The organism is uncultured Granulicatella sp., assembly GCF_963521425.1.
Classification (GTDB): Bacteria; Bacillota; Bacilli; order Lactobacillales; family Aerococcaceae; genus Granulicatella.
In genome coordinates this window covers 12081-24869 of the sequence record NZ_CAUQUN010000016.1, presented here as the reverse complement: position 1 = coordinate 24869, position 12789 = coordinate 12081, and the positions used below count along the sequence as shown (strand labels likewise).

At 30.4% G+C, this 12789-nt stretch carries 13 protein-coding genes; 1 reads left to right on the top strand and 12 read right to left on the bottom strand.

Annotated elements, in window-relative coordinates; translation table 11 throughout:
* Position 1 precedes the first annotated feature (1 nt).
* Genes RWO76_RS05415 through RWO76_RS05405 form a run of 3 tightly spaced genes read right to left on the bottom strand, consistent with a single transcriptional unit; the run spans position 2 to position 1879 of the window.
* Positions 2 to 1135, bottom strand: coding sequence for a low temperature requirement protein A (locus tag RWO76_RS05415; protein WP_314354652.1), 1134 nt, complete (start codon positions 1133 to 1135; stop codon positions 2 to 4).
* 12 nt (positions 1136 to 1147) lie between these two features.
* Positions 1148 to 1378, bottom strand: a complete 231-nt coding sequence (locus RWO76_RS05410; protein ID WP_314354651.1) for a hypothetical protein — start codon at positions 1376 to 1378, stop codon at positions 1148 to 1150.
* Positions 1379 to 1432: 54 nt separating this feature from the next.
* Positions 1433 to 1879 (bottom strand): flavodoxin, encoded by a 447-nt coding sequence (locus tag RWO76_RS05405; protein WP_314354650.1) that lies wholly within the window; start codon positions 1877 to 1879, stop codon positions 1433 to 1435.
* Between the two features lie 195 nt (positions 1880 to 2074).
* Between RWO76_RS05405 and RWO76_RS05400 the strand changes: the two genes are divergently transcribed.
* Positions 2075 to 2953 (top strand): cation diffusion facilitator family transporter, encoded by an 879-nt coding sequence (locus RWO76_RS05400; protein ID WP_314354649.1) that lies wholly within the window; start codon positions 2075 to 2077, stop codon positions 2951 to 2953.
* A gap of 8 nt (positions 2954 to 2961) precedes the next feature.
* Here the strand turns inward: RWO76_RS05400 and RWO76_RS05395 are convergent, their stop codons facing one another.
* The 9 genes from RWO76_RS05395 to RWO76_RS05355 all read right to left on the bottom strand — a co-directional run bounded on the left by RWO76_RS05395 (position 2962) and on the right by RWO76_RS05355 (position 12690).
* Complete coding sequence (locus tag RWO76_RS05395) at positions 2962 to 3948, bottom strand: LacI family DNA-binding transcriptional regulator (protein WP_314354648.1); 987 nt, start codon at positions 3946 to 3948, stop codon at positions 2962 to 2964.
* Positions 3949 to 3963: 15 nt separating this feature from the next.
* Entirely contained in the window at positions 3964 to 4692 is a 729-nt protein-coding gene (locus RWO76_RS05390) for a class A sortase (protein ID WP_314354647.1), read from the bottom strand.
* 11 nt (positions 4693 to 4703) lie between these two features.
* Positions 4704 to 5312, bottom strand: a complete 609-nt coding sequence (locus RWO76_RS05385; RefSeq protein WP_314354646.1) for a class I SAM-dependent methyltransferase — start codon at positions 5310 to 5312, stop codon at positions 4704 to 4706.
* A gap of 292 nt (positions 5313 to 5604) precedes the next feature.
* Positions 5605 to 5874, bottom strand: a complete 270-nt coding sequence (locus tag RWO76_RS05380) for a GNAT family N-acetyltransferase (RefSeq protein ID WP_314354645.1) — start codon at positions 5872 to 5874, stop codon at positions 5605 to 5607.
* 32 nt (positions 5875 to 5906) lie between these two features.
* Positions 5907 to 6332 carry an Rrf2 family transcriptional regulator gene (locus tag RWO76_RS05375; protein ID WP_314354644.1) on the bottom strand — a complete coding sequence of 142 codons (426 nt, stop codon included), beginning with the start codon at positions 6330 to 6332 and terminating at the stop codon, positions 5907 to 5909.
* A 10-nt stretch (positions 6333 to 6342) separates the two neighbouring features.
* Positions 6343 to 7707 carry an FAD-dependent oxidoreductase gene (locus tag RWO76_RS05370; protein WP_314354643.1) on the bottom strand — a complete coding sequence of 455 codons (1365 nt, stop codon included), beginning with the start codon at positions 7705 to 7707 and terminating at the stop codon, positions 6343 to 6345.
* A gap of 122 nt (positions 7708 to 7829) precedes the next feature.
* Entirely contained in the window at positions 7830 to 8786 is a 957-nt protein-coding gene (locus RWO76_RS05365; protein WP_314354642.1) for an HD domain-containing protein, read from the bottom strand.
* Between the two features lie 15 nt (positions 8787 to 8801).
* The gene (locus tag RWO76_RS05360) at positions 8802 to 11492 is read right to left on the bottom strand and encodes an AAA family ATPase (protein ID WP_314354641.1); all 2691 of its coding nucleotides are present in this window, start codon (positions 11490 to 11492) and stop codon (positions 8802 to 8804) included.
* Positions 11476 to 12690 (bottom strand): DNA repair exonuclease, encoded by a 1215-nt coding sequence (locus tag RWO76_RS05355; protein ID WP_314354640.1) that lies wholly within the window; start codon positions 12688 to 12690, stop codon positions 11476 to 11478. Before RWO76_RS05355 ends, RWO76_RS05360 begins: the two co-directional genes overlap by 17 nt.
* Between the last annotated feature and the right edge of the window lie 99 nt (positions 12691 to 12789).

The following is a 12789-nucleotide window of genomic DNA, read 5'->3' as shown; positions in this document are numbered from 1 at the left end:
TTTAGTCTTCTACTCTTCTATTATCTTCTGAAATAAAAATCATTAAAATGGTCTGTATCGCCAAAACTAAATAAAAAATTTCTGTATTTCTGTTAAAGATGATAGCAAGTGTTGTACAAATCAAATATACCAGTATATAGCCTTTTACAATTTTCCTCGTTAATTGCACTTCCACTTTGTTATACCTCGTTGTTCCAAATAAACATAAATAAAAAACCGTAATTCCAATTAGAATCATTGAAACTCCTATATTTAATAAATGCCCCTCATAATACATCTCAACTCCAGCCGTTATCATGTTGATAGCAATTAAAATAGCAATATGTAAATAGACTAACGGTGCTCCTGCAACTTCTTGATGATGATTCATTCGAATCGCTGTTTGATAAACATAAAAAACGAATAAAAACCCAACCATTATAAATGTAACGATTGACAAAAGAAAATGTTCTGACAATGGATACGTTTTAATAATCGCAATAACCAGTTCTCCCACTGTTAAAATCGTAATTAATTGCATTCGTTCCACTAAATGTGGAAAATTCATATATGGATATTTCATTTTCTTAATCATAAAATTGGGATAAATATAACAAATACTATACCCAATAAAATAGATATAACTCTTTATCGACTCTGGTGAAAAGAAAGCAATTATTGTAGAAACAATTACAATCACAATTGCTATTACAACCTGTTTCATTTGAATGATCATATCACTCGTACACTGATGATACTCTCGAATATGTAATTGATACTGTAAAAAAATAATTCCCATCGTAATAATCATTAAAGTATTATAATAAATATAAACCGGAATAGAAAACCCATTAAAAGAAACAATCCCCGTTTCCAACTGTGTACTAAATAATGAAACCATATTTCCTAACACAAGCATGGCTGCGATAATCGTAAAAACGTCATTTTTATCTCGCTTACTATAACGATTTAAATATGAATTTTCCAATAGCCAAACATGCCAAATAGATAAAGTAGAAACGACAAAACTTAAAATCCTTTCAAAACTTAAGATATGTTCAGGAGTAGAATGTAAAATTCCTACTAGCCCACTTGTCGCAAGCACAAACACTAAATCAAAAAACAATTCATAGTTCGAAACCTTTTTTTCTTTCATACAACACCTCTTTTAATCCTCATCCTTAATATCAATATCTTCCGGAATCGGTTCATCTAAGTATTTCTGATATTCTTCAATCATTTTTTGACGTTGCTTCAAAAAAAAGGCAAATTGAGATCGATTAATAAGGACTTCATCGTCTACTGTAATTGTAGAAATTTGCTTTTCACGAATTAAATATAACACATACGCAATATCTACTTCTAAATATTCCGCAATCCCTTCAATTGTCTGATACATCTTTTTCTCCATAAATAAAAGTAACAGTTCTTTTCCAAACTGTTACCTTCTCTTTTATCCTAATTTTTCTACTAAACTTTTCGCAAAAGCTTCGATATTTTTCACATCTTCTTCTTCCGCATTTAAATCAACTAATACATTTTCTGCACCTTTTGTAGCACCAGTCTTAGAAAATTGTTCATCAAAATCTAATACTGATTGACAGAATTTATCATAGAAAGTATCCCCTGATCCTAAAGCACCATAAATTTTTCCTGATAAATCTTCTTCTTCTAATTCTTCATAAAAATCAACGATTTCATCTGGTAAATCACCATCTGTACCATAAGTGTAAGTTGCGACTACACAAATATCATAGTCATGAAATTCATCTGCTGTAGCGGAAGTACATTCTTTAATATCTACTTCTACTCCTTGTTCTTCTAATGATTCTGCTAAAATATCTGCAATTTCTTCTGTGTTCCCTGTTAAACTAGCATATACAATTAATGCTGTTGCCATTTACTTCACTCTCTTTCGTTTCAATTGTTTTTATTATACCAAAAGAATGCCAATAGAGATAGTAAAAACAAAGGATTTATTTATTCATTTTCACAATATTTTTCATTCTAAAACTATTAAAATAACTTTCGCTTTGTATTTTTTAAAATTTTTGATATACTCTTTTAATAACTTTTAAAGAATTGAGGGAATAAAATGAATGCTACTCAACGTTTAAAACAAGCTGAAAAAGGTGCAATTCTAAGCATTATCACTTACATCATTCTTTCAAGTAGCAAATTACTATTTGGAAAATTATTTTTTTCTCAAGCCCTATTTTCAGACGGATTAAATAACTTAACAGATGTTTTATCTTCACTTCTAGTATTTGCTGGTTTAAAAATTTCTCAAAAACCCGCAGATAAAAATCACCCTTATGGACATTGGAAATTTGAAACTCTAGCGAGTCTTATTACTTCTTTTATTATGTGTATTATCGGCATAGAAGTTATTAGAAATGCTTCGCATACTATCATGAATCCAAATCCAGAACTTCCATCACTCATTACAGCTATAGTAGGATTTATTTCTGGTATCATGATGTATGGAGTTTATCGTTTTAACGATTCACTAGCTAAAAAAATAAATTCCCTTGGGCTAAAAGCTGCAGCAAAGGATAATTACAGTGATGCTTTAACAAGTATTTCTACTTCCATTGCCATTTTTGCAGCAAGTTTAGGAATCTCATGGTTAGATGGAGTAATGGCTTTTATTGTTGGCATTATGATTTTAAAAACCGCTTATGATGTTTTCAGCGAAAGTACCTTCCAATTAACCGATGGATTTGAACCAGAAGAAATGAAAGAATATAAACCTCTGATACTTTCCCACCCGGAAGTTAAAAGTATTGAAGAATTAAAAGCTAGACGATATGGTTCTAATATTTATTTAGATTTAACGGTTTGTATGGATCCTAATTTAACAGTTTGGAGAAGTCATGAAATAACAGAAGAAATCGAAATAGAACTTGCTGACAACTTCGGAATCAATTTTATCGATATTCATGTTGAACCTTATAAAAAAGCTAGAAATTAGGCATTTCCCTAATTTCTAGCTTTTTTTGTACTTTCTCCTAATTTTACATGAACTGGAATCGTTGTTTTCATCTCGCAAGGAATGTTTCGAATTAATTTTTCTAAAACTTTCATCGAGACTCTTCCAGCTTCTTTAAATTGATATTCTACGGTTGTTAATGTTGGATTCATAAATTGGCCAATTTCATATCCACCAAATCCTGCAATTGCAACTTCATCAGGTATTTTTCTACCACATTGTTGAGCAGCTTTCATTAAAGCTACTGCAAGATTATCTGTAGCTGCAATGACTAAGGAATGACTTTGATTTTTAAATATCTCCATCCCAATATTTAAAGCTTTTTGTGTAGAAAAATCTCCTTCAAGCTGTTCAATTCTTTCAAATTGATGAGCTTCTGCTCCTGAAAAAATTCCTTTTTTTCGAACAACTCCAACTGCATAATCTCGTTTCGAAACGCCCACATAAGTCAATTCATGGTAACCTAATTCTGCAAGTTTTTTGACTAATTCAAATCCAGCTTGATAATCATCATGAACCACACTATTAATTTCATTATGTTCTTGCCCTACAATCACAACTGGAACAGGGCAATTTTTAATGGCTTTAATATGTTCTGAAGTAATTTCTGTAGCAATTAAAATAATACCAGCTACCTTATTTCTAGCAAAACCTTCGATAGCTTTAATTTCTCTTTGACTATCTTGTCTGGCATTATTCATAATTAATTCATAGTTTAATTCTTCAACAACTTCATCAATTCCCATCAAAGTAAGTGCAGTTGCCGCCGAATCAACTCTTGGTACAATCACACCAATCATAGAACTAAATTTCGCTTTCAAACTTCGAGCAAATGGGCTTGGCGTATAATTTTCTTCTTTAATAACTTTTTCAATTTTTTGCGCTGTTTCTAAACTAATCGAACCGCCATTTAAATATCTTGAAACGGTACTTTTCGTTACACCAGCTTTTTTTGCAATATCTTGAATAGTCGCCAATCACTCCACCTACCTTTATAGTGTTGTAAAATCAATATTAAATGCTTGTTTTACATCTTCTGTTACATCACTAATTGGAGTTTTTGAAACGAATTTCCCTTTGAAACTATATCGATGTGAAGCTTGTAAATCATCACATGTAATTAAAGTAATTTCTGTTTTCCCTGGTACATCATAAATGACTTCTACTTGATAAGCTTCTACTAGATCGATACTTGTAGTTTCATATTCATAAACATATTCCATATCTGTTAAATAGATTTTATCTCCAATTTTTAATTTAACTAATGGTGAGAATAATAATTTTTCATCTGAAAAATAGTGATGACTCGCTAATGCATAATTACCTTCCCCCATTTTTTGAGTTGGTTTCATTGTTCCAGCTCCCGCTAATAATACAGGGTTAGAAATCCCCTTATAAATTGGTAAATTTAAATTCACACTTGGAACAGCAATTGCACCTAAAGTTAAAAATTTAGAAGTATCCATTTTAGCTTTTACAACAGCTTGTAAATCTAGTGGTTCAACCGTTGAAAAATCAAATTCTGCTTCTTGAGTTTCATTTTCTTTCACTTCGGCTGCTGTTACCTTACTTAATTGTTGGGTATGCTCTTGTTGGAATTGTGCTAGCATATACGAACGAATTGGTCCAGCAGCAAATAATAATCCTGCGATTATAAATAAAAGTCCTGCAACCCACAATCTCCAATTTGAAATTTTTTTCTTACTATTTTTTTTCGTCATAATATTCTCCTTTAAATTTTTGTACTTACTAAAATCCAATATCCTTTATCCCACTGAATTCTTTCACAATTTCCAAATACTTCTTCCATTTTCTTTTGAGCACTTGGAGCTCCTTGTTTCTTTTGAATGACAATAACTAATTGTCCATTTTCAGATAAATAATCATATGCTTTTTCTAAAATGGTATGAACAACTGTTTTTCCAGCACGAATAGGTGGATTACTAATAATAATTTCATATTGAGATTTCTTTACAGCATCATACAAATTACTTTCATATATATCTACATTTTTTATGCCATTTTTTTGCGCATTTTCCCTTGCTAATAACAACGCTCTTTCATTGACATCAATCATTTCAATGGATAGTTCAGGGTATGCTTTTCCATAAGCAAGTCCCATCGTACCATAACCACAGCCAATATCCAATAAACTTGCTTTTTGAAACTTCTCAGGAACATCATAAGACTCTACCAATAATTCACTACCAAAATCAACAGTATGTTTTGAGAAAACTCCATTATCACTTGTAAAAGAAAGAGTATTTCCTTTTAGGTGATAAGTCCAATGCTTTTGTTGACTTTTACTATCTGGATTTTTTGTATAATAATGATTTACCATAAATTCTCCTTTTTCCTCTATAATAATTAACTATACTATTTCTTTTCAAAACTTCCAACACTTATGATTAAAATTTAACCATTCTCTAACGATTTTTAATACCAAAAAACCCGTTGCTATTTCTAACAACGGGAAAAGGTTAGGAGGGTTTACTAATAAAAAATGTTGGGAGTTCATTTTTTATTTGGGAGAAGTAAACCTTAGGTGTTTTATTGGGTATGGCTGTATCATAAAGGTAAAATATGATTTTTTTGTGAAATTTTAGTGTTTTTTTTGTGAATTTTAACTTTTTTTATATTTTCACATCACTATATTCGTCATATTTTTTAAATAAATTAACGACATATGAACATGTTGGATGGATTTTCTTCTGATTTTCCCTAGCATAATTCGCTAATTTATCGACTAGTAATTTTCCAATTCCTTGCCCTCTATAAGCTGGATCTACAAAAGTATGATCTGCAATCAATACATCTTTTTCAACTTGAAATGTAATTTCAGCATCCATTTCACCTACTGCATTATAATGTCTAAACGCATTTTCTTCTTTTACTAATTCCATTAAACTCACTCCTTACATAAAATCCTAAACTTCTACTTTTCTGATTTTTTTTGTAATCTCTTTACAATATCAAGTATACTCTGTTTTTGATAAAATTCCACTTGATTTTGAATTTGTTCTTCTTGTAAGTCGGAAAATACACTACAAATATGGTTAGCTACCAGACATACTTCATCTAGAGAAGATTGATACTGTTTCTTTAATCGTTGATCTTCTCCAACAAGAATAAACAAATCTCCTAATGAAATATCTTTTGGATCTACTTGAATCTTATATCCTCCATTAGCTCCATTTACAACATCTACATATCCTTTAGAAGAAGCCAAACTCATCACTTTTCGTACAATAACAGGATTGCTACTTGCATTATGTGCTAATTGTTGGCTAGAGAATCTTCTATCATGATGCACAGATAAATACGTTAAACAATGGATGATAACTATAAAGTCGTTTCCCATTTCAATTCCTCTATTTGATTAATCCAAATACATCATTTAATGCTTCTGCCATTGTTGGGTGAGTGAAGATTTGGTCACGTAAAGCTGTGTAAGGTAATTTTGCTTTAATAGCAGTTGCAATGATATTAATCACTTCATGAGACTCTTCAGCAAATAATGTTGCCCCAACAATTTCATTTGTTTGTTCATGTACTAATACTTTATAAAATCCTACTTGGTTGCCTAAAATTTTTGCTTTTGGAACAGCAGCCATTGGTAATTTAGCAACTTTCACAGGAATTCTTGCTGCTTGTGCTGCTTTTTCATTTAAACCAACACTTGACAATGTAGGACTAATAAATGTTGAAGTAGGAATTAATGAACGTTCTTTAGTTGAATATTCTTTATTTCCTGCTAAGAAGTTTTTCACGATTCTGAAGTCATCTAATGAGATAAATGTGAATTGTGGTCCGCCATTTACATCTCCTAATGCAAAGATATGTGGTTTATTTGTTTGTAAAAATTCATTTACTTTAATAGCGCCTCGTTCAGATAATTCAACACCAGCTTTTTCTAAATCTAAGCCTTGAATATTTGGTTTTCTACCTGTTGCTACTAAAACTGCATCTGCTTCAAGTACTTTTTCTTCATCATTTTTAGCATAGTAAACTGTTGCTTTGTTACCTTCTGTTTCAACTTTTTTAACAGAAATTCCTAATTCAAAAGTAACGCCCATTTCTTCTAAACGTTCTTTAACTGCAGCAGAAACATCATCATCCTCACGAGGAATAAATGCATCAAATACATCTACTACTGTTACTTTAGAGCCAAATTGTGCATATGTTGCTGCAAATTCTAATCCGATAAATCCACTACCAACAATAACAACTGATTCTGGGAATTCTTCTAAATCCATAATTGTTTCATTTGTATGAATTGGTCCTCCAACTTTTAATCCTTCAATTGGTGGGATGAATGGAGTACCACCTGTATTAATAAAGATTCTTTCTCCTACAAATTCTTCTACACCATTAGCTGTATCAACGGCAACAGTATGTTCATCTACAAAACGACCAAAACCATCAACAATTGTTACATTTGGAGCAGAATTAACCTTTTGATAGTTTGCTTGATTTAAAGCAGCGATTAAAGCTTTTTTCTCTTGAATTGATTTTTGATAATAACTTGCTGCATCTTCTTGACTATATTTTTTACGAGCTGCTGCAGTAGCAATTTTCTTAGTTGGAATACATCCAACATTGATACATGTTCCACCATACATTACAGGAGATTTTTCAATTAAAACTGTTTCTTCTCCTTGTGTTCCTAAGTAAGCAGCAATTGTTTTACCTGCTTTACCAAACCCGATAATAATATTTTTTACATTTTTTGACATATAAATCACCTTTCTTTAAATGTAATATTTTTGATTACAGTTCATATCATATACCTCTTTTTTGATTTTGTAAATAGTTTTGCTTAAAAAAATAAAAGTCTGATAAAACAGACTTTTATTTTCTACTCTACAGTACGTGGTTTATAAAATGTTCGATTGTCTAATCCAAAAATTCGCTCACTAAATTGTCCTGGTTCTGTCTTTTGTAAAGCTGAAGTAATCATTGTAACACTAGCATCCATTAAGTCCACATGATGTAAAATTTCTGCTTCTAATAATAATGGACGAACTGGAGAACCATATTCTAATTTGCCATGATGTGCTAATACTAAATGTTTTAATAAGACTACATCTTCATGACTTTGATCAATATCTAATTCTTCACAGGCTTTTGTGATTTCTTCATCCATTAACACAATATGACCCATTAATTTACCTTTTAGAGTATATTCAGTCCCAATAGCTCCTGATAATTCAATAATCTTACCAATATCATGTAATAGAACACCAGATAATAATAATGAACGATTGACTTCTGGATATTGTTCTGCAATTGCTTTTGCTAAACGTAACATCGATAAAGTATGATAACTTAATCCTCCTGCAAACGCATGATGGTGACGTTTAGCTGCAGGATATTCAAAGAAATCGTGTTGATATTTCCCTAAAATTTTATGCACTATTCTTCGCATTGTTGGATTAATAATTTCAAACAGAATAGAATTTAACTCTTCTTCCATTTCTTCTCTTTTCATTGGAGCATGTTCTAAGAAATCTGAAACTTCACTTGGTTCACCAAATTCTGGTCTTGAAAGACGTAACCCAGTTATTTTAATTTGAGGCATTCCATTAAAAATTTCTCTTTTTCCAACTAAATGAACAATACTTCCTGATGAAAAACGTTCTATCTCTTCAGGTGTCGCTGACCAATATTTGCCATCCATTTGTCCTGACTTATCTTGGAATGTAAAAGCTAAGAATGGTTTCCCATTTTTTGCTAATCTCACATCAGCAGTTTTAATTAATAAAAACAACTCTAAAGATTCATCTACTGCATAATCATATAATTTTTTTACCATCTATTCCTCTTCTTTCTATCTTTGTAGCCTAATGAGGCTAGCACGTGTTTCAGCAATCGTAAAAGGTTCATCATCTAATGAAAAATAGATTACTTGTACTTTACTTGAAAGCTCTTTAATTAATTGTAACATAATCTTTTTACGTTCACTATCAAAATTCACAAAACCATCATCGATTAATATAGGCAATGCTATTTTTGAAGAAAGATTTCCAATAAATGCTAAACGAATACTGACTAATAATTGATCTAATGTACCTCTAGACAATTCACTTGCAAATAACCATTTTTCATTATTTTGTTTAACAGCTATTTTCATATTTTCCATTTGTATTCCTTGATATCTGCCTTGAGTTAATCGATTAAAATAATGACCCGCTACCTTTATCACTTCATTTGTTTGAGAAGGTAACTGTTTTTGTAAACTTTCTAAAATCCATTTTGAAGCATATAAACAACTTACCCATTCTACTAATTGTTCTTCTACTTCTGCCTTCCATAATTCAAATTGAATCAGTTGTTCATGATAAGTTCCATCTGTTGCTAGTTGTTGAAGTTGTTGTACTTTTTGTGCTTGTTCTTCTATTAAGGATTGATTTTTTTGAAGAAGACTTAATAATGAGTGATGTGAACTCTCCATTCTTTGTTCTAGTTCTTCTTTACTTCTTATTGTTTCTAATTCTTCTAAATAATCCTGCAATTGTTGCTTTATCTGAGTATATTCTTGAATCAATAGTCGATTCCTTTCATATGCTTCATCTTTTTGATAAAATTCTTCAGCATTTTGAACATTAGCTTTCTTAAATATCGAATTTTTTTGATTTTCTAATATTTGTTTATCACTATATAGTTGTTGGATTTGTTCTTGTAATTTTAACCCTTCATTCATTTGAAGAAGTTCTTTCTGATAAGAATTTTGAACTTCTAGAATTATTTTCTTTAACAGTTTCCATTCTAATTCAATAGTATTTGGAATAGCTTCTTTCTTTACTTCAAAAACCCACTGCCAGTTCATCTGTAGTTGAGCTAATTCTTTTTCAATTTTTTGAAGTATTCTTTCTTTTATTTGTCTCTGTTCTATAAAATATCGAAGAGATTTTAAAACATCTCCTTGGCACAGTTGTTCAACTGTAATACTTGAATCAGCATATCCATATTTATTTTTCCAAGTAAATAATTCCTGAGAAATTTTTTCGAGTTTTTCTTTATTATTTTTTCTTTGTAAAGCACACTTCCCTAATTCATTAGTGATTTCTTCTAATCTTGCTGAAAAATACTCCTGATACTGACTTGTATGAACAGATTTCTTTTCATACATCCAACTAGATAAACCAATTACCATTCCTATTACCATTCCAATAGCTTTAAACACTTGATTTGAGAATAGTAAAATTGATGTAAGACTAGTCACTACTCCACTAAAAATCAGAAGTCCAGTCATATTCAATCGATGATGCTTAGAATTTTGATTTCTAGAATGGTTATTGATTTTTTCTTGTTCCTCTTTTAGTCGAATTATTTTAGTATCTAATTCTACTTCTTCAAATTTTAAATTTTTTTGCTGGTACATCTTTTCTTTTAATTGTTCAATTTCATATTCTGGGATTTTCAAAGGAATATGATTTTGATGAATATTCCATATTTCTTCTTCTTTAAAAATATTTTGTTGTAATTCATTTAATTCTATTTGCAATTTTTTTCTAAGCAATATTTTTTCATCTATTTCATCTTCCATCAAAGAAATATTCAGTAACTGAGACCATCTTGGATCCTCTTTGAGTATCTGTTCATTTTGATGTTTTTCCTTCCATATATGATACCCCTGTTGTAATTCATGAATTTGTTGTTCATTCCATTCATAATCTAAATGATTTCTTTCTAATTCATATTTCCATTCTGGATTCCAATTTTTTTCCTGATTGAAATTAATTTTATGACTTATTTGTTTCCATCTTTCATAGCTATTCCAATGAGACTGTAATAATTGAAGTTTTCTTTCTTCTTCCTGATTTTTTTGAATCATCAGCGAATTCCTTTGAATTTCTTGCTTAATCTCTTCAGATTTTTGAAGTGTCTCTTCATATACATCATTATTTTTTGCTAATTCTTCTATTTTAACCATTTGTAAATCTAATTGATGTAATTGCTGATTAATGACTCTTTTAACAGCTTTAGGAGTAAAGATTGAGTCTGCTTGTTTTTGTAATCTTGTTGATAGTTTCATCCATTCTTCACTACCGGTTAAGCTGACACTATAGAGAAATTGATCCATTTCCTCCATTGAAGAAAATTGAAATTGGTCTAATTGTTCTTTATTAAATCCAAAAACTTGTGCATATTGTTTTTCATCAATTTGAAAAAGCAATTGTTTCCATCTTTCTTCGGATAAACTATTGCCTGAAGTCGTTTCACATTTAAAACACTGCTTGCCATTTTTGATATATCTTTCTATGAAAAGGGAGCCTTCAAATGTTTCTTCTAACCAAATTCGCCCTCCCATAATTCCCCCATTTTGAGGTTCATAAGGGTATTTGCCAGAAACTTTCTTTGGAAAGCCAAATAAAACATGTTGAATAAAAGAACGTAAGGTCGATTTCCCCGATTCATTTTTTCCTTGAAATATTTGCAATTGATGATGAAAATCCATTCGTACTTTTGACCATTTTCCATACCCAAAAATTTCAATTCTACTAATGTACATTTTCATCACCTACTTCCATATTCATTTCGATTAAAACTTTGGCTCTTTGAATTATTTTATGTTGAAATACTTCACTATTCATTTCTTTTGAAAAATATTTTGCCAATAGAGTATGTTGCATAGCAATATTTTGAATATCTTGCATTCGATTTTGGTGACTTTCCTCGTCCTCCAATAATTCAATGCTCAGTTGATTATTTCTTTTTAACTTTTTAAATTCGACATCAATTTCTATCAAATATAATTTTTCATATTTAGTTGAAATTTCCCTTTGTAAAATTTCTTCTATTAATTTCAACCATGACTGATTAAATCCTCTATCTACTATTAGATTAAATTTTAATAAATAAATTTTATCTACATTCCATTTTTGAATTAAAATTTCTCTATACAGCTGTGATACGATTTGTTCTATAGAATGAACTTCTTCCACTAAAAATTTTATTTCCACCCATTCAATTGGATTACAAGAAATAAATTGTCTATTCATCGGTAGATTTTTATTTAAAGTAATGACATAAAAACCTTTTTCACCCATTTCTTTAAAGTTCCGTCCTTGAATTGTTCCAGAGTATGCAATTCTTCCATTAGAATCTAAATCCATTGCTCGATGAATATGTCCTAATGCCCAATAATCATAATGAAGCTTTTCTAAATCACTAATTTTAAAGGGAGCATATGCTGCAGATGAATCAGATGCCGTTCGTGTTTGACCATGATACATCCCAATATGAAAATCCACTAAAGAATTTCTCATTGGAAAATGCATTGCCATTGACTCTGTTATCCATCTTGTATCATAACTAAATCCACTAATAGCAATACTTTCACCGGAAGAAGTTTTCAAGATTTCTGTTGAAACCTCTTCTTTAAAGACTTTTACCCAGTCATTATTCCAATCTTCAGTAAATCCTCCATAATCATGATTCCCATGAATCAAATAAACATAAATACCTACTTGAGCTAATCTTTGAAATTGTTCTTTTAAAAAGATTTTTTCTTGAATATGCTGATGATTAGAATCAAAAATATCTCCTGAAATTAGCACAAAATCAACATGATATTCAATGGCTTTATCAATCAACGTTAAAAAGGCTTTTTTTGTAGCTTCTATTGCTTGAAATGCAATCGTACTATTTTTTTGTTGAAGTCCAGTGAAAGGACTTCCTAAATGTATATCGGCACAATGAATAAAGCGAATCATAAAAACTCCTTATCTGTAAAAAAATAAAACGATCTATTCACTTCTAGTCCATTATGAAATTTATTCATTTGGCTAAAAATCAATAAGACCGTTTCGATC